Genomic DNA, 24,242 nt, shown 5'->3' on the forward strand with positions numbered 1-24,242 from the left:
ATGAAATTTCTGAAATTTTTTGAATATGGAGGATTTGAAAAGTCGCTTGGCGAAGAATCTAATTCTATTTCCGATTTAAACCTTACTGATGCTGAACTTCAATATTTACGTTCCATTTCTGAGAAAACCATAATTGGAAGTCCTATATTTGAAATAACACAGTCTAAGATCAATGCCACATCTATTGTAGGCGTAATAGCTTTTGATGGGGTTCATATTGAGATTTTACCTAAACTTTTGAGAAATAATAGGTCTTCCAATAACAACAATAACTCAAGTATTTTGCAGAATTTAATGTTTATGCTGTCATACACAAATGAATTGGATATTTATGATAGCGGCGTGGGATCTCTTTCTGAAAATTCAGATTCCTTTATTGAGGCATATATAGCAATTTTTGCGGACAGACTTTCAAAGCATCTTATTCGTCACGGCTCTCCAAAAGCTTATGTTGAAAAAAATGAAAATTTAAATACAGTAAAAGGAAAAATTGACTTTGCAAAGCAAAGTACAATAAATTGTTTCAACCAATCTCGCATATATTGTAATTATGCCGAGTTTACAGAAGACAATGGACTCTCCAGAGCTTTTAAATTTGTTTCTCAATCGTTAATACAACTTACCAAAAGCTCATCGAACACTTCAGTATTAAATAGATGTATCGGTCTTTTAGACGGAGTTAAAGGTGAATATATTACTGGAAGTGAAATAGATCGTCTTTCAATTGGAAAAAGAAATCAAAACTTTATTGCTCTTATTAACTTAACAAAAATGTTCTTAAAAAAGATGCGACCTGAGTTTTCTGGGCAAAAGAAAAACAAGGCATTTACTCTTCTTTTTGATATGAACGAACTTTTTGAAGAGTTCGTATTCATGGTCTTAAAGAGGAACGAATCTTATCTAAATATTAAAGTCCAAGCGCAAAAGCATAAACGTTTGGTAAATGCAGAAAGAGACTTTTTAAGAGATGGAGAATGGCAAAACAGAGCACTATTTGCCACTTATACTGATATTTCTATTACTCTTAGTGATGGACGTATTTTTATTATTGACACAAAATACAAGGTTGTTCATTCAGGCAAAAATCATTATGGAATCAGCAACCAAGATGCCTATCAAATTCTAGCTTACAGACAGATTCATAAAGACGAAGTAGAGCCATCTGTCGTTCTTCTTTATCCACGATCAAAAGAGGACTTACAGAAAGAATTTAGAATAAATGGATCGGAAACAACATTTATGGCATGGACAGTAGATATTTCTGTTGATCTTGGTAAAAACATGAATTTATTAGTAGAAAACTTAAGAAATTTAATTACAGTTGTAGAACAAAAAAGCTCTTAGTTTCTAAACAAAGATAAACCACGACACTAACATTTTTAAGGGTTTTGTTTTTGTAAAAGCAAAAGAAAACAGTTAGTTAACCTATTCTTAAATTTTTTATATAAGATATAATGCTCTTGCCTTGACTAAAGACATAGAGGCCCCACATTTACTAAAATTAGTATCGTGAGGGCGGTAGCTAAATTCTTTTACAGAGGGGGTTTTTTGGAGCGTTTTCCATATCTTGCAGGCTTGCTTAGCGAAAATTTACGTAATTCAACAACAAAAGAAGAAAGGCTTAGGGGTTGGGCTAAACCTCCAAGTCAAACAGAGATAGAAAAGTGTGAGCGAGCAGAACGCATGATTAGGCAAGCCATAGAAGAGGACCCAAAGTTATCTAAGATGGACATTTCAGTTTATGCAAAAGGTTCATATGCGAATAGGACTAATATTCCTTCGGATAGTGATGTGGACATTGCTGTCGTCGCTAATTACTATCATTTTAATGACTATCCCGCTGGCAAAACAGCCTCTGACTTCGGATTTAGTAACACAGGTTATTTATATACTACTTTTAAAGATAACGTCTTGGAGGCTATTGAAAATAAGTTTGGAAAATCAGAGGTCAGTGCTGGAGAGAAATGTGTGAAGGTGCGCTCAAATAGTTGCAGAGTAGATGCCGATGTTGTACCTCACTTCGTACATAAACGTTTTGCATTAGACAAAAGTTCTCAAGAGGGAGTTTCTATTAAAACCGCTGGAACAACCATCTATAACTGGCCCAAGCAGGATTATGAAAACGGTGTACAAAAAAACGAAAGAACTGGGAAAAGATATAAAGCCCTTGTAAGGATTATTAAAAATACTCGCTCTAAGATGAGAGAAGAAGGATATACCTCTGCTAAGAATGTAGCTTCATATTTAATTGCTTGCCTTGTTTGGAATGTGCCAGATTATTTTTTTGATGAAGACTCATACGAAAAGATGACCGCAGATGCTATTGACTTTCTTATTGAGCAGACATCTGATCTTGCAAACGTAAAGGAATGGGGAGAAGTTAATGAGCTTAAATACTTATTCCGAACTTCTCAGCCCTGGAAACTAGATGAGGTTCATCAATTTTTAAGAGATGCTAAAACATTCTTGGCGGAAATGTAGTATGAAATACGCTTGGGATGTAAAAATGACGATCGGTCTTGCCGCGATTGTCTTTATCATTCTTTCCTTTGTTAAAGGGCAAACTTTTCTCGAAGAATTGATAGGAGTAATCTCGCAGACTATTTCTTATACATTCATTATTCGTTTAATTTTTATTAAATGGGTTTGGAAATACATACCCTTTTTAGAGATTATACACGGTATACCTTACCTTGAGGGAAAATGGACTGGCACATTCGAGTCTACTTGGCGACCAAGCCCTGACGCTCCTTGTGCGACTGGTTCTATAGAAGTTAAAATTACTCAACCAGATATACATTGTATTAAAATTACTCAAAAGTCTGGAGAGTCATTAAGTCATTCTTATGGAGAAGTTTTTGAAACGCTTGAGGATGGCAGTATCTTTTTAAACTTCTCTTATAAGAATGTTCCAAACGCAGATGTTCGCGATCGAAGCCAAATCAATTTTGGTTCCGCGCGGTACCAGCTTGAAAGAGATAGTTCATATAAATTATCAGGAAATTATTGGACCGATAGAAAAAGCACTGGGAAAATAACAGTCTTAAAAAGTTAGTTCATCACTATCTTAAATTATGAAAAATGCCCCGTCCGTCGTCTCACTCTTTCACGGTGCTCATAAAACTCTTTGTCTACAACCCATAGATTCAAATTTAAAGCATGCAGTAACGCCATTAGATTCCGAATCCCTGGGTTTCCATCTTTAGCTAACATTCGATAGAGGGTGACACGGTTAATCCCTGTAGCTTTTGCCACTTTACTCGGGCCGATTACTTTTACTACAACGGCTAATGCTTTTCTAAAAATAGCTAAATCTTTAGAAAAATCATGCTCCATACTGAGTTTCAGAAACTCCGTATATACATCATGATCCTTAAGACGAGCTTCAAGAAAAGCTTTGGGAACAGTCCTTGCGGCACGTTGTCTTTGCATAAAGACAGCATAGGCTTCGTGAGCTATCTCATAAGGCTTAATAATTTGCTGCAATGTGCGACGGTTTTTCTTATGCATACGATGTTACATATATGCAACAATAAATAAGAAGTCATGCACTTTTGTTTCTTAAATTCTTAAGTAAATTCAAAAAGATAAAAATATTTTTCATATTAAAAAAATCTGATTTTTTGTGGCTTTTTAAAATGTGAAACCACAGTAATTTTGATTTGAGGCTATGAAAAAGACTAGTAGCTGTCGTTTTACCGTATTATGAGAGGGTATTTTTTCAAAAAAGGCACCCATTTCCGCTTGCGAAGCTAATTTTGAGATCAAAAAATCTTGGACCGATTTGGTCCATCTATTTTTAAAAAGAGAGTTACCTATGGATCAAAGAGCGTGGATTTCCTGCGCCTTCTTCTCTTCAGGTATTGAGTTTATCTATTGGAACATGAAATGGGCTGGAAGTAGTCATCCTCAAAATCCAGCTTGGGTCATTGTTTCTAGAATTCATTACTTTGTGCTTATAAGTGTCTGCGTATTAGTAGCAGGGTTTCTTCTGCTTTTGTTTATGTCTTTCTTGGGGCCAACAAAAGAAAAGAAGGATATTGAAGAATCAGCAACTCCAATAGACAGCACGGTTGTGGAAAGAACAAAAGAGCTAGAAGAAGAAACAGAAAAGCAAAAAGTTGAACAACAAAAACTTGAGGAGCAAAGGAAACAAGAAGTCATCAAAAGAAGGCGTGAGCGGTCCGCAAATGCTGCCGCTCACGATGCCTTAGATGACTTTCTATAAATTACGGGAGGTCTTTTTATGAGGCTTACCAAAAGAGATTTAGAAATTTTTAAATTGATTTCTAAAACTGCGATTTTAACAACAGTACAAATAAAAAAAATGATTTTTACAGATGTAGCCACAACAACCGTACTTAGACGACTCAGAAAACTTGAAAAATCAAAATACATTGAACGCATTGAGGGGCTTCCAAACCATGAACTAGCTTGGGCACTAAATTTAAAGGGTGCAGATACTGTCGGTTATCCAAATCCAAAAAGGAATTTTCATCGTTTATCATTAGTTCATGACGTAAAACTATCAGACCTAAGGCTCAAACTTGAAGGTCATGGAATTGCACATTCTTGGATTCCAGAACATGAAATCAGATCAGCTATGGCAAGAAAGCATGGTCTTAAGAGAATGCAAAGTCAGTTCGTTCCCGACGGAATTATGAGTGTTAAATACCAAGGAGTAATGGAATCCGTCGTTATTGAATTAGAACTGCACTATAAAAACAAAAACCGCTATCAAGATATATTTCAATCTTACATTGGTAAAAATAATATCAAGGCGGTGTGGTATTTTGTCCCTTCAGAGTCCTTGGGGAAACACTTAGAAAAGCTATGGACTAAATACGTCGGGAATTATGAACCGTGGTTCTTTTGGTCTTTAGTAGATGATGTTTTTGAGAATGGCGGTGATGCTACAACTCATTATTTTGATAAAAAGTTTGTGATTGGTGAAATTTTTGAGCCTTTAACACTTGCTCACCCAAGTGGTTTAGGTATGAGCAATTTTTCTGATGAAAAAACTAAAAATAAAATTGATGTAAATAGCGAAAATCAGGGCGAACTTCCCTTAAAAGCAAGTTAAGTAGAAACGCCGCCGTAAGCACTGGCCACCCTCCCTCAACGATGAAGGGTGGCCAGTGCTTACGGCGGCTAAAGTTGGTTTAGTGGAGGGCGGGAAGTTCTTAAAAATGATGATTAGGTATGAACAAAGAATTGAGAGGAAAAAAGAATTAGATAAAAAATAAGGGTCGGTAAATGAAAAAGTCATGGGATGTAAAAGACGTTGAGATTATCCCCATGCGTGTATCTATTGAGGAATATAACCAGAGGCTTGATGAAGCGGCGGAAATGGTCTATCGTTATTTTTGCCAGCTTCTCGAAAATCAAGTCTTGGCTCCTGAAACCCTAAACGTGGAAGAATACCACAAGCAAAGGACAGGAACCGATGGCTAGTATTAGATTAAATAAAATAAAAAATCAGAATTTTAAAATTGCGCTTTACATTCGAGTCTCAACCGAAGAACAGGCGGAAAATCCCGAAGGGTCCATACGTAACCAAGAAGATCGCTTGCTCCAAGCTGTGGCTTACAAAAATATGGGCGGCAACTTTGGCGAGATCAAAGGTGTTTATGTAGATGCTGGAATTTCAGCTAAGGATATGAAGCGCCCCAAGCTTCAAGAGTTACTTCGAGCAATAAGAAGTGGCGAGATTGACCTTGTTATGGTGACAGAACTTTCAAGGCTTTCTCGTAATACAAGAGACTTTATTGAGATGTGGGACATGATGAAACTTCATGGCTGTGGGTTTACAAGTTTAAGAGAGGATTTTGACACAACCACGGCCGCAGGGGAAATGGTGATTTTACAGTTGATGAATCTGGCGCAGTTCGAGCGGAGGCAGACAAGCGAGCGTGTTGAGGCCAACATTGCCGCTCGTGCAGCACGAGGTCTTTATAATGGCGGGAGTGTACCTTTAGGCTATAAAACCATTCCTGATAAAGCGGGCTATCTTGAGATTGATGAAGAAATGGCAGAAGTTGTAAAGACCGCGTTTGCCGCATTTTTGCGTGAGGGCTCTTTATCAAGAGCTGCCATTTGGCTTAATGACAATGGCTATAGGATCAAAAGACATCGTGAAGGTGGAGGAAGATTTAAGCGTGTTGGACATTTCACTGTAGATAACTTGCAAAATATTTTAAGAAACAAAGCCTATATTGGAATTAAGTCCTACACTTATAGAGGAGAAACTAAAGAATCCAAAGCTGTGTGGCCTGCACTTATTGATAAAAGTACCTTTCATAGAATTGGCAAAATCTTAGATAAAAATAAAAGTCGATTTAAACCCACAAAGCAAAACCGAAGACCTTATCTTTTATCTGGTATTACTCACTGTCAGACTTGCAAAAGCTTTATGCCAGGAAAATCTGCAACGGGAAATAGTGGCAAGGTTCCTTATTATGAACACGCTTGGGCAACAAAGCGGGATTCTACATTGAGTAAAAAAATATTTAAATGTGAGCCACACAGAGTTCCAGCTAAAAAACTTGAACCGTTGGTGATGGAGAAATTTAGGGCTCTTATTTGTAGCCCCAATATGATGAAAGACATACTGAATCGAGTTCGTAAACTCCATGAAGAAAACCCTCACCGAAAAGATGAAGAGCGTCTAAAGGCAAAAATTTATGGTGTTACCAGTCAAATCGATGGTCTCGCAGAAAGATTAAGTGAGCTTCCTAAAACTGTGTCCGCAGCTCCCATCTATAAACAGATGGAACGCTTAGAAGACATCAAGCAACGCTATGAAAAAGAATTGGAAACCTTAAAAGCGACAGGCAAAACAAGTTTGGACCGAGTTGTAAATTTAAATAAGTTTGAGGAATTTGCAAATCACTACAAAAAGTTTATGACAAAAGAAATTGAACCCAACGACTTAAGACAAATAATTAAGAAGTTTATCCATAAAGTGGAAGTAGGAACTGAAGACGTAAAAATCCATTGGATTGTTGACGATGAACATTTTGAAAGAGAGCTGGCCCTATTAGGGGCCAGCCTTGGCGTTAAAAAGATAATAGAAGGCCCTCGCAAGAATCCCCCAGAGGGGAGCGTTTCGAGAGTTTTAAAAGATTCTGATTTTTTTAGCTATGCTGGTTCGCAGAGCTTGACATTTGGTGCGCCTGGAGGGAGTCGAACCCCCACGCCTCGCGGCACTAGATCCTAAGTCTAGCGTGTCTGCCAATTCCACCACAAGCGCATTCAAAGGAGCTACTTTTGTAACCCCTATTTTATTACTCGGCAATTAGTTTTTTATAGTCTGCTGCTTTTATAAGCGCAGCTAGCTCTTTTTCTGTGTCCATCTCGATGCGGATCAACCAGCCATCATTCCAAGCATCATCATTGATCGTGCCTGGGTTATCGGGAAGGCTTGAGTTCACTTCAATGACAGTCCCAGAAACTGGAGACACCAAATCACTCACAGACTTCACACTTTCAATCACACCAAAGGACTCACCTTGGGTGACCTTTTGGCCCTCTTCAGGCAATTCCACATATACAATTTCACCCAATGTATCTTGAGCATAGTCTGTCACACCGACAGTGACAATGTTCTCATCCACTAAAGCCCATTCATGATCTTTGGTGTAGTAAAGCTCTTCTGGCACTCTGTAAGCCATTTTTCCTCCTAAAAACTAATAAAATAAAATCACTCATTCCATTCACACCACAGGCTGATCTTTCAACAAGGGCGCTCACTTTGGACTCACACTTTTTTTACAAAAGGCAGGTCCACCACTTCCACTGCAATCAATTTTTGCCTTACTTCCACCAAACACCCTTGGCTCAAATCATAGTCTTTACGAACAAGAGCCAAAGCAACAGGTTGATCTAAATAAGGCGAATATGTACCACTTGTAACATGCCCTATCTGCTCCTTGTCAAAACTTAACACCCTATAGCCGTCTCTAGGGACCATTTTCTCTGAGGTCTTAAGCCCTATGATTTGAAAGTCATTTTTGCCTTGTTCTTTGGCATTTAGTAAAGCGGACTTACCAATAAAGTCCTCTGCCTTTTTAAACTTAATGGCCCAATCCATCCCTACCCCTAAAGGTAAAGTGGTCTCAGAAAATTCATTTCCATAAAGAGGCAAAGCCGCCTCAATCCGCAAAGAGTTTCTTGATCCTAAACCACAAGGTAAAAGCCCAAAGTCCTTGCCTTTCTCGCAAAGTTCAGTCCACATTCCTGTAGCTAGGCTGGGATCACCATAAAGCTCAAAGCCATCTTCCCCTGTGTAGCCTGTACGAGCCACAAGCCATGTCCCGCCCTTATAGTCCTTCTGTTCAAATCGAAATTTTTTAATATCTGAAGCCCCTGAGAAAAACTGGTTGATCAGCTCCACCGCTTTAGGGCCTTGTACGGCAATTTGGGCCCACTTAGTACTCACGTCTGCCACTTGCAGATTAGAAAAACCTTGGGCTTGTTTTTCAATCCACGCCCAATCTTTGTCTTTGTTAGACGCGTTGACCACAAGTAAATAATTTTTATCCTTTTCAAGGCAGTAAATGATCAAGTCATCTATCACTCCACCTTGATCGTTAAGCATAAGATGGTACTGCGCTTGCTTCTCCGCACACTTAGACGCATCGTTGGTCAGAAGCTTTTGCAAAAACGTCACACTGTCGGCTCCCGACACCGTGATCTCCCCCATGTGCGACACATCAAATAGACCAATATTATTTCTGGTGGCCATGTGCTCTTGACGTAAACCTTGCGGGTACTCCACTGGCATCTCCCAACCCGCATAGGGAACCATTTTAGCTCCCATAGATTTATGGGTCTCATAAAGGGGGGTTCTTAATAAACTCATGCTCTTCTCCTTTTACTTCTTAATTTTTCTTTCCGCAGCCACGACTGTATGTTCAATCAGTTGCGCTACCGTCATAGGCCCCACTCCCCCAGGCACTGGAGTGATCGCAGCCACTTTACTTTTCACCTGTTCAAAGTCCACATCGCCAATCAACCCTTTTCCCTTGGGATCACGATGGATGCCCACATCCACAACGATGGCCCCTTCTTTGAGATGATCCGCACCTAAAATATGGGGCACACCCGCGGCGGCCACCACAATGTCTGCATCTTGGGTATAGAATTTCAAATCAGGAGTCTTACTGTGACAGACCGTCACCGTGGCATTGGCTCTGGTGAGCATAAAGGCCATAGGCCACCCCACCGTCGCACTCCTGCCAATCACCACCGCCTTTTTGCCTGCCACAGAAATATTGTAAAACTTTAGAATTTCCATCACTCCTTCAGGAGTACAGGGCTCATGCCAGCTCTCTTGCTTTTGCATCAACCCCATATTGGTCGACGTCAGCCCGTCCACATCTTTTTCTGCCAAAACCAAGTCTGTTGGGTCAAAGCCTGACAGAGCCGTGGGTAATGGCATCTGGATCAAAAATCCATCCACATCTTTATCTTGGTTTAAAGCAGCAATACGCTCTTTAAGCTCTGTGGCGGTAGTGGTGTCAGGCAGTCTGATCACCTCAGACCCTAGTCCTACACTTTCACACGCCTTGGCCTTATTTTTCACGTACACATGGCTTGCAGGGTCCTCACCCACCAGTAACACACTCAAATGGGGAGCCCGCCCCAGCTTTGCCTTACAGGCCTCTACACGCTCTTTAAGTTGAGTAAATTTATGTTGAGCTAGTTTTTTGCCGTCTAAAATCATCATGGTAGGATTTGACCCCTTTCTGGAAGCAGGATAAAAAGAACCTATACGAGGGTTGTAAATGGGAAAAGTAAAAGTCGCAAATGATGGTAGCATTGACTTTGTGCAGGCAGAGAGTTTGCCTTCAAGCATAAAGAAATTTCGTCAAAGTCCTGAAATTGAGGGTTTTTACCGTTTCGTCTACGAGAACGACCTCCAACATGAGGCCTTCGACATCATTTCCGCCATTTTGGAAGACCGCAAGGCCAAGGCCGCAAAGCCTAGCAAATCCAAAAAATAAGCTCTATTTCGCGCCCTGTTTTGTGTCCATGGCTCGGACATACTGCGCGTAAGCCTCACCCACACCACTTTTAAGGATGTCATAAGATTTGAATCTCCTATTGCGTAAGGAGGTTTTATGTCATCAACTCAACCCAAACATAAAAACGCTAAGGGGACTCTGCGTAACCAAAAAGGCCAAGGACTGATTGAATACATCATTCTTGTCGCCCTGATTGCCATCGCCTCAATTGGTGTGATGCGCGTTTTAAGCCAAACAGCAAACACCCAACTGGCCAACATCACAAACTCCCTACAAGGTGGAGCACAGGCCCGAAAGATCGCCGCACCTCAGGTCTCAGAGACTCTTTATTCTAAAAAAGATCTCAGCGACTTTATGAAAAATGCAACCAAAGATGGACGTTCCAGCAAATGAAGATTCATAAAGGCCAACGCGGACAAGCCCTTCTCGAAGCTCTCGCCATGGGTTTGGCCTTTATGAGTCTATTAGGGGGAACTTTTTTTACTTTGCTTTTAATTTGGAGCACAGCATGGACACGGCATCACCTCTACGAAGCGCTGATCTGTCTGAACAGTTTAAATTCACGACATCAGTGCGAGCAGCATTTTTACAATCAGGCCTCAAGGGGTCTGATTGGTTTTCATGCCACGGGACTCAAATGGAACAGAACTTTCAATCATGTAGAAGTAGAACTTTTAAGTGCCCTAAACACCACCCACCCTGTAAAAAAACACCTCGTCAGAGGGGGTCTGTAATGATTGGGGGACTCTTGCTCTTAAGCAGTCTCTTAGTTTTATCCGTAGCTCTGCTTCAGACATTTGTAGTGCTACAAAACTGGAAAAAACATCAGCACACCTGTCGCCTAGCAAGCCTCAAAGCTCAAGAGCACATCCTTAAAGGGTTTGAAGAACTGATGAGCTTAAATCCCGAAGCTCGACTCTTAAGACAACAAAGGAAGCTTGCCGAGCGCAAAGTCAGAATGGCCCTCACTCCCAAGACACGCGCCCTAGCGCAAGCGCACTTAATGGCAGTCATCCTGCGACAAACCTTATTTGCTCGTAAGCAAGGTCTGATCATTCAACACAGCCGCCTGAAAGCCACCCGCGAACTTCGCCAAAATCAACTTCAACTTAAACAACCCAAAGTCCCTTTTGCTTTACTTAAACGCCCACCCCAGTCCCTTACCCCAGATTATATTTTGCCTCCTGTGGGATTAGAGCACTTACAAAAGATCGAGGTCACATGGAAACACACGTACAAAAACTTTCTTCTCAAAAATCAATGCGGAAGTACCATCAGTCGAAAATTACAAGGTCTCAAAATCAAACTTCTATTTCTGGAAGCCTTCTCGTAGAAAGTTTGGTCCTGATGCTGTTTTTGCTTTTACCACTTTTTACACTTTTAAAAAAACACCATAACGTTTGGTTCACGGAGTTAGTGAAATATGAATTTAAAGTCCTTCCTTAAACAACAAGGTTTAGTCAAAACCAATAGCCCTTCTATGGGGCTTGTTGGGGTTATCTTCGTGGCGATGATGGCAAGTTTAATCTTTAAAAATTTAAAAGCACCAGATAAGCCCGAGGACTCTGTACAGCACTTTGAGGCTTCGACATTTATTCCTGCACATCATGTCTTAATCCCTATCGACGTAGAAAATGCCGAAGCTCTTAACGCCATGACAGGAGGTTATGCTTGGGTGGATTTATACACTCCCACTCAAAGTGAATTTAGCCCTCTTAAACCCATAAAAATTGTGAAAAAAATTCGTATCCTAAGAGCACCTCTTGACCCTAATCATTACGGAATTATTGTACCTGAAGAGTACGCAGATGCTATTTTGAGTTATGGATTTCTATTTCGAGTGACATTAAATAGCAAAGACCACCATAATAGTGAATTGCTAGTAGGACAGAAGCCACATAAACCTACTATTGTTTTTGGAGATTAAAATGGAATTTAGTTTTAAAAACACCTTGATTTACACGCTTAGCCTTACCCATATTCTGACCTGTATGTACGCCCCTACAAGCTGGGCTTCCATTCCCAAAACCCTGCCACAAAAGATTCTTGTGCAAAGTATTGATGCTGAAGACATGGATTTTGAAAACTTCATCAACACAAACCCCGAATTTATCAGTCTTGAAAAAATTCAACCTGAGGTGTCTTCTGAAGCTATTGCACAAATTCGCTCTCTACAAGCTTTAGCCAATACTGAGTTTATGGGCGAAGACCCCAATAAGTCTATTCCCTTATATGAACAGATCATCTCGATGGCACTAGATCAGGATTGGAATGAAGAGGCTCGCAAAATTATTTTCACTTCCTTTTTCCGCCTAGCTCAACTGCAACCTCAATCTAGTGGCAATTATATTAAACAAGCTATTTTATTTGATCTCACTCAATCTCCTGACACGGAATTGATCTCGCAGAACTTGCTTGCCTCTTTTGAAAAAATAAAAAAAGATTTAGACAAAGAAGTCATCGACTTTCAATCCCATTCCACAAAAACCTATTATGTAAATGGAGTGAAAGGACAAACTCAAATCCATCCCCAAGCTTTGTATAGGCTAACTTTTGTTTCAAATGTCTACGGACTCAAAACTGAAATTGTAAAAGGCGAGGCCACTGCTGAACTTTTCCCTTTTGGCACTCCTATCGCTCAGGGCTCTTGTAGAAATGTAAGCACCGTCAACACAGACATTCGTGATCTCAAACAGAGTTTTGTCTTTTCATCCCCAAAGTGCGCCCCTAAACTTTTAGCGGCAGTCGCCCAACTGACTCAACGTCAAATGCAACAGAGCGAAGCTCATCTGTCCGACACTTTGCCTAGCAAAAGTGTAGTCGCTGCACAAAGAGTCGATATGAATCTATATCCCTCTTCGATCAATACGGATGATCTTGTGGACTCCACCACTCACTTGGCCCCCTCCAGCACTAAAGGAAAGCTCAGCAAGAAGCAAAAAACCTGGATCATTGTGGTTTCAAGTATCGCGGCCGTAACATTAGGAGCCGTGCTGATTAACAAGCAAAATGATAAGTCTCGTGATTATGCACCCGTGGAGTCCAAAGGATTTTAAATCAAAGCCCTTTAAAAGTTCAGGCGATCCTGTAACGTTTGAAGCCTTTGATTTCAAAGACACTTATTATTTTAGCATCCCCAGACTCTATGACAGCCATGTCCATCTGCAAGGTATTGGTAAGTTTTCTGGTGATCGCAATTTATCTCATTGCACAAGTTTAGCGGAAATAAAGACTCAACTAGAAAAACTCATCCTTTCTGAACCTCATTCACCAACAGACCCTGGGCCTCACGCGGAAGTCTTAAGCTCACAAGCGGGCTCGGAACATTACGTAGAAGCCTTTGGCTTACTGGCGGAAAGATTAAACTTAAAAGACCTTTGCCAGTGGGCCACCCATACTTATCCTCATGTGGTCTTTTGTTTGGTGTTAGAAGACGGACACAGGGCCCTTTTCACAGGAGGGCTCCCACCCTACAAAATCTCTGAGGCACAATATATCTACAGTGACACTGCAAAAATCATAGGGGTGCTGGTGGGCGATCAACTTCGACCCACCTTTGAAGCTTGGTTATCCACAAAGATGCCCTTTGCTGAGTCACCATTAAAACTCAAACAAGATCTGCTCACGGGACAAAAAATTTTACTGCAAAATGGCTTTACCCATTGTCGAGATATGACCTCTGATCCATTACAGTTTCAAACTCTTTTAGAACTAGAAAGAGTCCAACAATTTTTTATTTATACTGATCTATACTTTTCAAACTTCAAAGGGGAACCTCTTGAATATCTATTAAAACAAGTTCAAACTTATAAATCTTTAAGCACCCCTAGGCTCCAGCTTAAAGGTATAAAAATTTTCCTTGATGGCACATTATCTGGCAATAACCTAGATTGTTCTTGCTCCCTACTCAGTTCAAATGTCGCGACCTATAACACAGAAGACATCTACGAAATTTTACAAGCCGCTCACAAACACAATGTGGAAGTGGCCTTTCACTGTATCGGAGACCTAGCCTTTGAAAAGATTGTTCTGGCCCTCAAAAAATTAGCAACACACACTGGAGGACATCTCCCTTACACCCACTTCGAACACTGTGAGTTTATCAACGATCAAAGTTTAAGGTACTTAGCAGATTTAAAACAGAGCTATCCTCAAAGCCGCCCTCATCATAAACTTCACTTTCACTTTCAGCCTTCACATTGGATTTCAGATCACAACAAAGTCCCCGCTCATGCCCAAAATCTGCATTTCTTTGCATGGGACCTTTTACCCAAGATGGGCTTTCCCAATGTGTTTTTTGGTAGTGACGCTCCCGTCACTCCACCTTTTGCACGCTTAGATCATAAACAGGAACTTTGCTCATTTTTGATGCAGAAATCATGGGCCACACCATGGTGGACGCATTTTATTTACCCAGATCGGCAACGAGGACCTCTGACATTCACTTTATTTCAAGATTCCAAGTCTAGTTTCAAAGACAATAAAGATAATACGACGAGCATTTGTAAAGTTTTTATTGATGGAAAATTGATAAGCCTTTAAATTTTTATATAAGCGCAACTTTTCTTTTACCCTATTGTTACAAAGAAAACCTTTACATTTATTTGAGGAGTCAAACTTATGAAATCACTACAGTATTTACTGGGTCTACTTTTAATCTTTTCTCTTACTGCTTGTAACAGCTGGAACAAAGAAAAATGCCAAAACACCAACTGGGATGCCTTAGGTTACGGTGAAGGCGCGCAAGGTAAACCCAACGCTTCTGCCAGTTACGCAACAAGATGTGAAAAACAGGGCGTAAAAATCAATTACGACAGTTATTTAGTGGGATACAACAGAGGCCTTACTCAATACTGCTCTTACGATCGTGGTTACCAAAATGCCATGGACGCAGCACCCATCCACTCTCTTTGTTCTTCTAATCTGAAATATAAGGACGGATACGCCAAAGGCGTTCAAGCTTTTTGTACTCACGACAACGGATACAAAAGAGGGACAGAGGGGCACCCGCTTACAGCTATGTGTGGAAGCTCTACTAAAAAGGCCTACCATGATGGGTATAAAAAAGGACGTAAAATCTTTTTACAAAAAGAAGTCCAAGAGATTGGTTACGACATTTCACGCGCCAACAATGACCTGAACAGAATCAGAGACACCATTGCCGACAAACAATTCCAATTGCAAAGAATCCCCACACATTCTGCCGAACCTTCAGTCATCCAACTTCGACATGATCTTGAAAGCGAACTGAGTTCTTTGATCTCTAAACGCGATGGTATCATTCGCCAAATTTCTGATATGGAGAGCACTCTTACTTCTTACGAAAGAGAACTTCGAAGTCTCTAATATTCATCCACGAAGAGATCGACTAAATCAGTCGTCCCATCTTTCTTAGAATTTCATCTTGGATCTTGGTGGGTATCGCTTGGTATTCACTAAAGGTCATAGTAAAGCTGGCTCGCCCTTGGGACATGGATCTTAAATCTGTGGCATAACCAAATAGCTCTGCTAGAGGGGCCTCGGCTAGGATCACCTGTGTGCCCCCTTTAGGTGTAATGCTGTTGATCTTACCTCGACGTGAATTGATATCGCCTACCACGTTACCCACAAAATCATCTGGAGATATCACTTCAAGTTTAAAAATGGGTTCAAGCATTTTGCACTTGGCTTCCCTTAAAGCTTTCCTTACTGTTTGTGCCACAGCCACACGACACACACCATCTGTCGTCACAGACAGATCAAAGCCCAAATCTTTAAGCTCTACACGCACATCAAGCATAGGATAGCCCGAAAGTGGACCGCTCATCACAGAGTCCAAAGCCCCTTCTTTTAAAGCGGACTTCCATGGTTGCGGAATCTTTTCATCGGACTCCTTAACAAAAGAATAGGTCACACCCACACCTTTTGTATTTGGCGCAAGCACAACTTCACACTCAGCCCACTCCACCGTAGAGCCCACTGTGCGCTCAAACCTAGATTTGGCCTTCACTTCGTTGGTGATCATCTCACGGTAAGAGACCTGAGGTTTACCTACGTTGGCGGTCGCTTTAAACTCTCTTAAAAGTCGATCTACAAGAATTTCCAGATGCAGTTCACCCATTCCTGACAAGAGCGTCTGTCCCGTTTCAGGATCTTCTGTCACACGACAAGAAGGGTCTTCACGCAGTAAAGAGGTCAATCCAACTTCTAGGTTTTTCTTGTCCGCAGAACTTTTAGGTTCAATGGCCACAGAAATCACAGGTTCAGGGAACTGAATGGATTCAAGAGACACCGCTTTTTTAGGCGAACAGAGAGTGTCCCCTGTTCCCGTAAGCTTTAAGCCAATAGCGGCTCCAATATCGCCAGCCTTAAGATCTTGCACTTCCGTTCTGGAGTTAGCATGAATTTTAAATAACTTCTGGATTCTTTCGCGTTTATCCAAACGTGGGTTAAGTAGACTGTCGCCCACTTTTATAATCCCCGAATACATTCTAATAAAAGTCATGGTGCCTGCAAAACTGTCGTTGGCGATCTTAAAGGCCAACGCCACAGGCGGACTGTCAAAGTCAGTCTTACACACGACTTCACGAGTTTCTTTGTTGGGATCAATCCCTACCACATCGGGGCGATCTAACGGGCTTGGTAAATAATCAATCACCGCATCTAACAGAGCCTGAATGCCTTTGTTCTTAAAAGCAGATCCACACAACAGTGGGGTGACCTTCAAAGATAAAGTGGCCGCTCTAAGTGTAGTTTTAATCTCTTGCTCCGTTAAAACTTCACCATTTAAATACTTTTCCATAAGAGCATCATCAAATTCGCAAATCTTTTCCAATAAAGCTTCTCGGTGAGTTTCAAACTCTGCTTTGTAGGCCTCAGGAATATCTTGCACTTCAAAGCTCTGGCCTAAGTCCGAGCCGCTCCAGATATAGGCGCAAGATTTCACTAAATCTACCACTCCTACAAACTGATCTTCTTGCCCAATAGGAAGTTGGATAGCGATGGGGTTACCGTGAAGTTTTTCAACAATGCTGTCTTGGCACATGATGAAGTCTGCTCCGACTCTATCCATTTTGTTTACAAATGCAATTCTAGGTACTTTATACTTGTCCGCTTGGCGCCACACAGTTTCAGACTGAGGTTCTACACCACTGACTCCATCAAATACCGCAATAGCCCCATCAAGAACTCGCAAAGATCTTTCGACCTCAATGGTAAAGTCCACGTGCCCTGGGGTATCAATGATATTGACTCGGTGGTCTTTCCAAAAGCAAGTTGTCGCCGCCGAAGTGATCGTGATCCCACGCTCTTGCTCTTGCTCCATCCAGTCCATGGTGGCATCACCGTCATGAACCTCGCCGATCTTATGGTTTTTGCCTGTGTAATATAAAATGCGTTCTGTCGTGGTCGTCTTGCCCGCATCAATGTGGGCCATGATTCCAATATTACGCGTATATACAAGGTCTTCCACCTTTTGAGGCTCTTTTGCTGACATAAAACACACCTAAGTTTTTCGATTAAGTGATGAATTTAGCCCATATCATCAAAAATGATAAGCACTAAATCATATCATTAGTCTTAAGCACCCACTTCAGCCATTGACACACTTTGCATAAGTCCTATAAGGCTTACTCAAAGTGAGGGCAACAAGGCCCCCACGGATCAAGTATGGTGCTGTAAAATGGAAGAGCTTATTGCAGTAGGAACCAAATTCATGCTGGCGTTCATCAGTCTGTTTATGATTGTGGACCCCCTAGGCACTGGTCCTGTCGTCTTAAGTTTAACCCGCAATTATTCTGCGGCAGACACCGAACGCATCATTAAACGCGCCTGCCTCATCGGTGCTCAGGTCTTAATCTTCTTCCAGTTATTTGGGAACTTTCTCTTTGGTTTTTTACACATTGATCTGAATGCCTTTAAGATTGCAGGTGGATTGTTACTGTTTATGACCGCATGGGATATGATCAAGGCTAAAACGGCGGGAGAAAAATACCCCTCAGAGGTTCATGAAGCCGTCGAACGTGATGACATCAGCATCTTCCCTATTGCCATGCCTCTGCTAGCAGGCCCAGGGGCCATCACCTCGGTGATTGTCTATTCCAACAGCCCTGACAGTTCATTTTTGGAGAACTCTTTGGTCTCGATTCTAGCGATTGTTCTGACCTTCTTTTTGGCCTTTCAGATCATGCGATATTCCAATAAAGTGAAGAAGCTTTTGGGCCAATCAGGAATTGCGGTTTTACAGCGGGTGATGGGTATTCTGCTGGCTTCGTTGTCTTTGCAACTCATCACCGAAGGCTCAACCCTTTTGGTCTTTAAAATCTTACAATCCGCGTAGCCTGCGGAACATCGACCAAAACTTTCAAAAGTTAGAACCCACTCCCTATGAGTTTGAAATTCACCCCTCGTAAATTTCTTTGAGCCCGATGTGTTGGTACGGTTTGCCTAAAGGCACCAAAAGTTGAGGGGTCATAGTCCCTTATGACCCCTCGAACAAGACTCCCCCTTGCGGCTACAACTGGTCTTACTGACCCATCCTTAGGTATGCCCCCCACCCAAATGTGTCGCCTACTCATGGTGCGTTTGCGGCTTTAGTCTTCCTCCCCCGAGATCAGAGTTGTCCTTGAACAAGCCCTTTTGTACTAAAGCCTGTGGTGCTTCCAAATCCCCCTTGGTTTTTGTTTTGGCTCCCTCCCCCTAGCAGTGCTTTATCAGGAGCCTCACCACTAAAGCCATAATACCAAGGTCTGGCCATAATGCTATTATTTTAAAAATAAAGTTCTTATAAAAGTTTATAAAAAATAAAAAGACTCTGCCTTGCCCCTCTTCTGGGCCTTAAACAGAACCTTGTGCGCGCTCTTTTATAAAATACTGCGGAAGTGGGCACGTAAAACTCCGTGCAAAAGTGGGCACAAAAAGCCCCATACGGAACTGGGCGCATAAGCCCCGTGCAGACACAAGTGGTTTAAAATAAAAAAACCCACATCAAAAGATATGGGTTTTATTCTTAGCTCAAAAGCTGTTTGTATCTTGAAACTGTTACCAGTTGTAGTGAGAGAACGCTCTGTTGGCTTCTGCCATTTTATGAACGTCTTCACGTTTTTTGATAGAAGCACCACGGTTGTTGTAAGCATCAGCAAGCTCAGAAGCTAAACGCTCAGCCATAGTCTTTTCACCACGCTTACGTGAGTTTTCTGTCAACCATCTCATAGCCAAAGTTAAACGACGAGCAGGTCTCACGTCCACAGGCACTTGGTAAGTGGCTCCACCTACACGGCGCGATCTGACTTCTAAAGAAGGCTTCGTGTTTTCTACAGCTTTTTTGAAAACAGTAAGTGGCTCTTCGCCAGACACTTTTTCTTTGAGTTTATCAAGAGCTTGATAAAGAATGGATTGCGCTACAGTTTTGCGACCATCAAGCATAAGCTTGTTCACGAAACGAGCTACAACAATGTCATTATAAATTGGATCAGGTAAAACTTCTCTTTGTACACTTTTATGACGTCTAGACATTATCTACTCCTTAAGCCTTAGGTCTCTTAGTACCGTATTTAGAACGAGATCTTTTTCTGTTGTTCACACCTTGAGTGTCCAATACTCCACGTACAACGTGGTATCTCACACCTGGAAGATCTTTAACACGGCCACCACGAATCAAGATCACACTGTGCTCTTGTAAGTTATGTCCTTCACCAGGAATATAAGAGATCACTTCAAAGCCGTTAGACAATCTTACTTTAGCGACTTTTCTCAGTGCCGAGTTTGGCTTCTTAGGAGTTGTTGTATAAACACGAGTACAAACCCCACGTCTTTGCGGGCAAGACTCAAGAGCTGGAGATGCAGTTTTATTTTTTTGCACTCTTCTTTCTTTTCTAATCAGTTGGTTTATGGTTGGCATTCTATCCCTTTCAACACATTAAATTGCAATTAAGCTTTTTTCCGTCTCTAAAAGGCGAAAATTACCTTTTCGCCCTTAATTTAGTCAATCAAAATCCCACTTTTTCTTAAAAACCCAGCGTTTTAGCCCCTTAATTTAGGGGCTTTACAGCCTTTGCCGTTCTTAAGAGTGAGTTTGGGTATGGTGGCCCGTAGAAGCACTTGTCATGCCCCCTGGAAGCAAAGAGGCAGAGTCCTGCTCTTCTTCCTCTACACGCAGTTTCCAGCGTTTGTAGGCTGGTACACCCGTTCCTGCAGGGATCAAGCGGCCCATCAAGATGTTCTCTTTAAGACCTCTTAAATCGTCAACCTGTGATCTGATGGCAGCCTCAGTAAGGACCTTTGTAGTCTCTTGGAAAGACGCCGCAGACAGCCAGCTCTCGGTACTGAGTGACACTTTGGTGATCCCTAATAATAGGGCATCCGCCGTTGCAGGCTCTTGTCCCGCAGCCACAAGCTCTTCATTTCTTCTTTCAAAGAGGTACTTCTCTACCACTTCGCCTTTTAAGAATTCAGAGTCACCTGAAGATGTAATTTCAACCTTACGAAGCATCTGTCTTACAATCACTTCGATGTGCTTATCGTTAATACCCACACCTTGTAATCTGTAAACCTCTTGAATTTCATTCACTAAGTAAGCTGAAAGTTCCTTATCACCCAACACCTTTAAGATATCATGCGGATCAGTAGGTCCATCCATAAGAGCTTCACCCGCTTTTACAAATTCACCTTCACGAACAGCAATATGTTTACCTTTTGGAATTAAGTATTCTTTAGGTTCACCAATCTCTGGAGTCACAACCACACGTTGTTTACCCTTAACGTCTTTACCGAAGGACACATAACCATCCACTTCAGTAATGATCGCAGCTTCTTTAGGAGTACGTGCTTCGAAAAGTTCAGCCACACGAGGAAGACCCCCAGTGATGTCTCTGGTTTTCGATGTCTCTCTATGGATTTTTGCAATCACATCACCAGCTTGAACTGTGTCGCCGTCATTCACAAGAAGTTGAGCGCCCACAGGAATCACATAACGAGCCTCAATGTCTCTGTTAGGCAATATAATATGGTTACCTGCTTCATCTACGATAAATACTGTAGGCTTCACATCAGAAGATTTACTTTCAGAAATCACTTTAGTTGTAAAACCTGTTACAGAATCCAGTTGTTCAGTCAGAGTAACACCTTCTTCGATACCTTCAAAAGTGATCTGTCCAGATACCTCTGCCACGATAGGGTTAGAGTATGGATCCCATTCACACAAGATGTCATCTTTCTTAACAAGATCACCATCTTTTACATTGATCACAGCACCGTAAACCACACTTAAACGATCACGCTCACGACCTGTTTCATCAGAAAGCACGATGTATCCGTTACGGTTCATCGCCGTCAATTTACCGCTCTTGTTAGAAACAGTGATTACACCTTCTAACTTCACAGTACCGTCTAGACGAGCAATATGCACACTTTGCTCTACGGCACGAGAAGCAGTACCACCCAAGTGGAATGTTCTCATGGTCAACTGTGTACCTGGCTCACCGATAGACTGTGCTGCGATAATACCTACAGTTTCACCAAGGTTCACCGTAGTACCTCTAGAGAGGTCACGACCATAACACTTCACACAGATTCCACGCTCAGTACGGCAAGTCAGTGCAGAGCGAATCATCACTCTTTCCACGTTGGCAGAATCAATTCTTTCAACAGCTTCTTCCACAATCTCTTCCCCAGCAGCTACGATCACTTCGTTGCTGTAAGGATCAATAATGTCTTCAAGTGCAGTTCTACCTAAAATTCTATCACCTAGTGGCTGAATCACTTCACCACCTTCGATCAATGGACGCACTTCCACACCGTCTTCTGTTCCGCAGTCGTGCTCAACAACTACAACGTCTTGAGCCACGTCAACTAAACGACGAGTTAAATATCCGGAGTTCGCAGTTTTAAGTGCTGTATCGGCAAGACCTTTACGAGCACCGTGGGTAGATGTAAAGTACTGTAACACTGACAAACCTTCACGGAAGTTCGCTACAATTGGAGTTTCAATAATTTCACCTGAAGGTTTCGCCATCAGACCACGCATACCCGCAAGCTGACGAATCTGTTGAGTCGAACCTCTGGCACCAGAGTCCGCCATAATATAAATTGAGTTAAAGCTATCGCCCTCAATTTCTTTACCCTCAACAACGAACTTTTGTTTTTCAAGACGTTTGATCATCTCTTTGGACAACTTATCAGAAGTTTGAGCCCAGATGTCCACCACTTTGTTGTATCTTTCACCATCGGTGATTAGACCTTCATCGTACTGGTGTTCAATCTCTGCCACTTCATTTTCAGCAGCTGCAATAAGATCCTTTTTAGTTTCAGGAATAATCATATCATCCAGACAGATTGAAATTCCTGCTCGAGTTGAATATTTAAAACCTAATTGCATGATCTTATCTGCAAGAATCGCCGTAGCTTTACCGCCTGCAAGACGGAACGCTTTATCAATGGTTTCTGCTAATTGTTTTTTACCCAATGTTCTGTTGATCACTTCAAAAGGAACTTCAAGCGGTAAAATATCAGAGAAGATCGCTCTTCCTACAGAAGTTTCGCGCACTTTACCTTGGATTCTGACCTTACATGCAGATTGTAATTCAATGTGACCAGCTTCGTAAGCGTAAATCGCCTCAGCCACACTTCCGAACACTTTACCTGTACCTTTGGCTCCAGGACGCACACGAGTCATCCAGTAACAGCCCAGTACGATATCTTGAGATGGGTTGATGATCGGCTTACCGTTTGCTGGTGACAAGATGTTATTGGTAGACATCATAAGTACACGAGCTTCAACTTGTGCCTCTAAAGATAGAGGAACGTGAACGGCCATTTGGTCACCGTCAAAGTCTGCGTTAAACGCCGTACACACTAAGGGGTGAAGCTGAATCGCTTTTCCTTCATGAAGTACAGGTTCAAAGGCTTGAATACCAAGTCTATGAAGAGTCGGTGCACGGTTAAGCATCACAGGATGTTCTTTCACACACTCTGATAAGATGTCCCAGACTTCTACTGTTTCTTCTTCAACTAATTTTTTAGCTTGTTTGATTGTAGTTGCAAAACCACGCTCTTCTAATTTGTTATAAATAAATGGTTTAAATAATTCCAAAGCCATTTTCTTCGGAAGACCACATTGGTGAAGCTTTAAGTAAGGACCTACAACGATCACAGAACGACCAGAGTAGTCCACACGCTTACCAAGTAAGTTTTGACGGAAACGACCTTGTTTACCTTTAAGCATATCACTTAAAGATCTTAATGGACGCTTGTTAGGACCAGTGAAGGTCTTTCCACGACGACCGTTATCAAGTAATGCGTCTACAGCTTCCTGTAACATTCTTTTTTCGTTACGAATGATGATATCTGGAGCGTTAAGCTCTTTTAATCTCTTCAAACGGTTGTTTCTGTTGATCACACGACGGTAAAGGTCGTTAAGATCAGACGTAGCAAAACGTCCACCCTCTAGAGGAACTAGAGGTCTTAGATCTGGCGGGATCACAGGAAGGTCTTGTAACATCATCCACTCAGGTTTGTTTGTAGACTGTTTAAAAGCCTCAACCACTTTAAGTCTTTTAGTTAATTTTTTAATGTTGGCTTCAGACTTTGTTTCTTTTAAATCAATGCGCAGTTTACGAGATAAATAATCGCAATCGACCTTTTTCAACATATCTAAAATCGCTTCACCACCAACGGCTGCTTTAAAGTTAGGACCAAAGTCATTTAAAGCATTTTGGTAAGCCTCTTCACCTAACACGGCACCCTCTTCAAGAGTGGTCTCCATAGGGTCAGTGACGATGTAGGCTTCGCAGTAAAGCACTCTTTCTACGTCTTTTAAAGATAGACCTAATAAGTTTCCAATACGGCTTGGAAGTGATCTTAAAAACCAAATATGAGCCACTGGACTTGCCAGCTCAATGTGTCCCATTCTTTCACGACGCACTTTACTTTGTGTCACTTCAACGCCACACTTTTCGCAAACTACACCACGATACTTCATTCTTTTGTACTTACCGCATAAGCACTCATAATCTTTAATAGGACCAAAAATCTTCGCACAGAAAAGACCATCTCTTTCTGGCTTAAAGGTTCTATAGTTGATCGTTTCTGGCTTCTTCACTTCCCCAAAAGACCACTCACGGATCATTTCAGGTGAAGCTAAAGAGATACGTACAGATTCAAACGCTAGCGGATCTTTGGGTTTATCGAAAAAATTCAATAAGTCTTTCAAAGTTTACTCCTAATTTAAAATTTTAAAAT

Annotated in this window: 23 protein-coding genes and 1 tRNA gene; 15 read left to right on the top strand and 9 right to left on the bottom strand. The window is 41.5% G+C overall.

Annotation, left to right across the window (positions count from 1 at the left end):
• The 3 genes from M9899_09120 to M9899_09130 all read left to right on the top strand — a co-directional run bounded on the left by M9899_09120 (position 1) and on the right by M9899_09130 (position 3,055).
• Entirely contained in the window at positions 1–1,344 is a 1,344-nt protein-coding gene (locus M9899_09120; GenBank protein ID MCO5114325.1) for an McrC family protein, read from the top strand.
• A gap of 204 nt (positions 1,345–1,548) precedes the next feature.
• Positions 1,549–2,481 carry a nucleotidyltransferase gene (locus M9899_09125; protein ID MCO5114326.1) on the top strand — a complete coding sequence of 311 codons (933 nt, stop codon included), beginning with the start codon at positions 1,549–1,551 and terminating at the stop codon, positions 2,479–2,481.
• A gap of 1 nt (position 2,482) precedes the next feature.
• Positions 2,483–3,055, top strand: coding sequence for a hypothetical protein (locus M9899_09130; GenBank protein MCO5114327.1), 573 nt, complete (start codon positions 2,483–2,485; stop codon positions 3,053–3,055).
• A gap of 17 nt (positions 3,056–3,072) precedes the next feature.
• Here M9899_09130 and M9899_09135 read toward each other — a convergent pair whose 3' ends face one another.
• Positions 3,073–3,510, bottom strand: coding sequence for a hypothetical protein (locus M9899_09135; protein MCO5114328.1), 438 nt, complete (start codon positions 3,508–3,510; stop codon positions 3,073–3,075).
• A gap of 307 nt (positions 3,511–3,817) precedes the next feature.
• Between M9899_09135 and M9899_09140 the strand changes: the two genes are divergently transcribed.
• The 3 genes from M9899_09140 to M9899_09150 all read left to right on the top strand — a co-directional run bounded on the left by M9899_09140 (position 3,818) and on the right by M9899_09150 (position 5,454).
• Positions 3,818–4,228: a hypothetical protein gene (locus M9899_09140; protein MCO5114329.1), complete on the top strand. Its 411-nt coding sequence runs from the start codon at positions 3,818–3,820 to the stop codon at positions 4,226–4,228.
• 18 nt (positions 4,229–4,246) lie between these two features.
• Positions 4,247–5,083: a replication-relaxation family protein gene (locus M9899_09145; GenBank protein ID MCO5114330.1), complete on the top strand. Its 837-nt coding sequence runs from the start codon at positions 4,247–4,249 to the stop codon at positions 5,081–5,083.
• A gap of 173 nt (positions 5,084–5,256) precedes the next feature.
• On the top strand, positions 5,257–5,454 hold the full coding sequence (locus M9899_09150) for a hypothetical protein (GenBank protein MCO5114331.1): 198 nt from the start codon (positions 5,257–5,259) through the stop codon (positions 5,452–5,454).
• A gap of 1,713 nt (positions 5,455–7,167) precedes the next feature.
• Here M9899_09150 and M9899_09155 read toward each other — a convergent pair.
• The 4 genes from M9899_09155 to folD form a co-directional block, all read right to left on the bottom strand.
• Positions 7,168–7,252, bottom strand: a tRNA-Leu gene (locus tag M9899_09155).
• Positions 7,253–7,286: 34 nt separating this feature from the next.
• A complete protein-coding gene (gene gcvH / locus M9899_09160) occupies positions 7,287–7,673 on the bottom strand; it encodes a glycine cleavage system protein GcvH (GenBank protein MCO5114332.1) in 387 nt (128 codons plus the stop codon).
• 86 nt (positions 7,674–7,759) lie between these two features.
• Positions 7,760–8,863 carry a glycine cleavage system aminomethyltransferase GcvT gene (gene gcvT / locus M9899_09165; GenBank protein MCO5114333.1) on the bottom strand — a complete coding sequence of 368 codons (1,104 nt, stop codon included), beginning with the start codon at positions 8,861–8,863 and terminating at the stop codon, positions 7,760–7,762.
• Positions 8,864–8,875: 12 nt separating this feature from the next.
• Positions 8,876–9,730, bottom strand: coding sequence for a bifunctional methylenetetrahydrofolate dehydrogenase/methenyltetrahydrofolate cyclohydrolase FolD (gene folD / locus M9899_09170; protein MCO5114334.1), 855 nt, complete (start codon positions 9,728–9,730; stop codon positions 8,876–8,878).
• Positions 9,731–9,788: 58 nt separating this feature from the next.
• On the opposite strand from folD, the gene M9899_09175 reads away from it, so the two are divergent.
• The 8 genes from M9899_09175 (at position 9,789) to M9899_09210 (ending at position 15,374) form a co-directional block, all read left to right on the top strand.
• Positions 9,789–10,007, top strand: a complete 219-nt coding sequence (locus tag M9899_09175) for a hypothetical protein (protein ID MCO5114335.1) — start codon at positions 9,789–9,791, stop codon at positions 10,005–10,007.
• 117 nt (positions 10,008–10,124) lie between these two features.
• Positions 10,125–10,421: a Flp family type IVb pilin gene (locus M9899_09180; GenBank protein ID MCO5114336.1), complete on the top strand. Its 297-nt coding sequence runs from the start codon at positions 10,125–10,127 to the stop codon at positions 10,419–10,421.
• Complete coding sequence (locus tag M9899_09185) at positions 10,418–10,762, top strand: hypothetical protein (protein MCO5114337.1); 345 nt, start codon at positions 10,418–10,420, stop codon at positions 10,760–10,762. Before M9899_09180 ends, M9899_09185 begins: the two co-directional genes overlap by 4 nt.
• Entirely contained in the window at positions 10,762–11,361 is a 600-nt protein-coding gene (locus tag M9899_09190; GenBank protein MCO5114338.1) for a hypothetical protein, read from the top strand. The genes M9899_09185 and M9899_09190 overlap by 1 nt, the downstream gene beginning before the upstream one ends.
• A gap of 90 nt (positions 11,362–11,451) precedes the next feature.
• A complete protein-coding gene (locus M9899_09195) occupies positions 11,452–11,955 on the top strand; it encodes a hypothetical protein (protein MCO5114339.1) in 504 nt (167 codons plus the stop codon).
• A 1-nt stretch (position 11,956) separates the two neighbouring features.
• Positions 11,957–13,084, top strand: coding sequence for a hypothetical protein (locus tag M9899_09200; protein ID MCO5114340.1), 1,128 nt, complete (start codon positions 11,957–11,959; stop codon positions 13,082–13,084).
• Complete coding sequence (locus M9899_09205) at positions 13,056–14,570, top strand: amidohydrolase family protein (protein ID MCO5114341.1); 1,515 nt, start codon at positions 13,056–13,058, stop codon at positions 14,568–14,570. The genes M9899_09200 and M9899_09205 overlap by 29 nt, the downstream gene beginning before the upstream one ends.
• Positions 14,571–14,648: 78 nt before the next feature.
• Positions 14,649–15,374: a DUF2799 domain-containing protein gene (locus M9899_09210; GenBank protein MCO5114342.1), complete on the top strand. Its 726-nt coding sequence runs from the start codon at positions 14,649–14,651 to the stop codon at positions 15,372–15,374.
• 22 nt (positions 15,375–15,396) lie between these two features.
• On the opposite strand, the gene fusA is transcribed toward M9899_09210, so the two are convergent.
• Entirely contained in the window at positions 15,397–17,502 is a 2,106-nt protein-coding gene (gene fusA, locus M9899_09215; GenBank protein MCO5114343.1) for an elongation factor G, read from the bottom strand.
• 186 nt (positions 17,503–17,688) lie between these two features.
• On the opposite strand from fusA, the gene M9899_09220 reads away from it, so the two are divergent.
• Positions 17,689–18,345: a MarC family protein gene (locus tag M9899_09220; GenBank protein ID MCO5114344.1), complete on the top strand. Its 657-nt coding sequence runs from the start codon at positions 17,689–17,691 to the stop codon at positions 18,343–18,345.
• A 701-nt stretch (positions 18,346–19,046) separates the two neighbouring features.
• Here the strand turns inward: M9899_09220 and rpsG are convergent.
• From rpsG to rpoC, 3 genes are all read right to left on the bottom strand, one after another.
• Positions 19,047–19,520, bottom strand: a complete 474-nt coding sequence (rpsG, locus tag M9899_09225; protein MCO5114345.1) for a 30S ribosomal protein S7 — start codon at positions 19,518–19,520, stop codon at positions 19,047–19,049.
• A gap of 10 nt (positions 19,521–19,530) precedes the next feature.
• Positions 19,531–19,905 (bottom strand): 30S ribosomal protein S12, encoded by a 375-nt coding sequence (gene rpsL, locus M9899_09230; GenBank protein MCO5114346.1) that lies wholly within the window; start codon positions 19,903–19,905, stop codon positions 19,531–19,533.
• 162 nt (positions 19,906–20,067) lie between these two features.
• Entirely contained in the window at positions 20,068–24,213 is a 4,146-nt protein-coding gene (gene rpoC / locus M9899_09235) for a DNA-directed RNA polymerase subunit beta' (GenBank protein ID MCO5114347.1), read from the bottom strand.
• Positions 24,214–24,242: the final 29 nt, after the last annotated feature.

This window comes from Pseudobdellovibrionaceae bacterium (assembly GCA_023954155.1).
Classification (GTDB): Bacteria; Bdellovibrionota; Bdellovibrionia; order Bdellovibrionales; family UBA1609; genus JAMLIO01.

Coding starts and splice junctions, on each gene's coding strand:
- M9899_09120 (MCO5114325.1), top strand. CDS start 1: ATGAAATTTCTGAAATTTTTTGAATATGGAGGATTTGAAAAGTCGCTT.
- M9899_09130 (MCO5114327.1), top strand. CDS start 2,483: ATGAAATACGCTTGGGATGTAAAAATGACGATCGGTCTTGCCGCGATT.
- M9899_09135 (MCO5114328.1), bottom strand. CDS start 3,510: ATGCATAAGAAAAACCGTCGCACATTGCAGCAAATTATTAAGCCTTAT.
- M9899_09140 (MCO5114329.1), top strand. CDS start 3,818: ATGGATCAAAGAGCGTGGATTTCCTGCGCCTTCTTCTCTTCAGGTATT.
- M9899_09145 (MCO5114330.1), top strand. CDS start 4,247: ATGAGGCTTACCAAAAGAGATTTAGAAATTTTTAAATTGATTTCTAAA.
- M9899_09150 (MCO5114331.1), top strand. CDS start 5,257: ATGAAAAAGTCATGGGATGTAAAAGACGTTGAGATTATCCCCATGCGT.
- gcvH (MCO5114332.1), bottom strand. CDS start 7,673: ATGGCTTACAGAGTGCCAGAAGAGCTTTACTACACCAAAGATCATGAA.
- gcvT (MCO5114333.1), bottom strand. CDS start 8,863: ATGAGTTTATTAAGAACCCCCCTTTATGAGACCCATAAATCTATGGGA.
- folD (MCO5114334.1), bottom strand. CDS start 9,730: ATGATGATTTTAGACGGCAAAAAACTAGCTCAACATAAATTTACTCAA.
- M9899_09175 (MCO5114335.1), top strand. CDS start 9,789: ATGGGAAAAGTAAAAGTCGCAAATGATGGTAGCATTGACTTTGTGCAG.
- M9899_09180 (MCO5114336.1), top strand. CDS start 10,125: ATGTCATCAACTCAACCCAAACATAAAAACGCTAAGGGGACTCTGCGT.
- M9899_09185 (MCO5114337.1), top strand. CDS start 10,418: ATGAAGATTCATAAAGGCCAACGCGGACAAGCCCTTCTCGAAGCTCTC.
- M9899_09190 (MCO5114338.1), top strand. CDS start 10,762: ATGATTGGGGGACTCTTGCTCTTAAGCAGTCTCTTAGTTTTATCCGTA.
- M9899_09195 (MCO5114339.1), top strand. CDS start 11,452: ATGAATTTAAAGTCCTTCCTTAAACAACAAGGTTTAGTCAAAACCAAT.
- M9899_09200 (MCO5114340.1), top strand. CDS start 11,957: ATGGAATTTAGTTTTAAAAACACCTTGATTTACACGCTTAGCCTTACC.
- M9899_09205 (MCO5114341.1), top strand. CDS start 13,056: ATGCACCCGTGGAGTCCAAAGGATTTTAAATCAAAGCCCTTTAAAAGT.
- M9899_09210 (MCO5114342.1), top strand. CDS start 14,649: ATGAAATCACTACAGTATTTACTGGGTCTACTTTTAATCTTTTCTCTT.
- fusA (MCO5114343.1), bottom strand. CDS start 17,502: ATGTCAGCAAAAGAGCCTCAAAAGGTGGAAGACCTTGTATATACGCGT.
- M9899_09220 (MCO5114344.1), top strand. CDS start 17,689: ATGGAAGAGCTTATTGCAGTAGGAACCAAATTCATGCTGGCGTTCATC.
- rpsG (MCO5114345.1), bottom strand. CDS start 19,520: ATGTCTAGACGTCATAAAAGTGTACAAAGAGAAGTTTTACCTGATCCA.
- rpsL (MCO5114346.1), bottom strand. CDS start 19,905: ATGCCAACCATAAACCAACTGATTAGAAAAGAAAGAAGAGTGCAAAAA.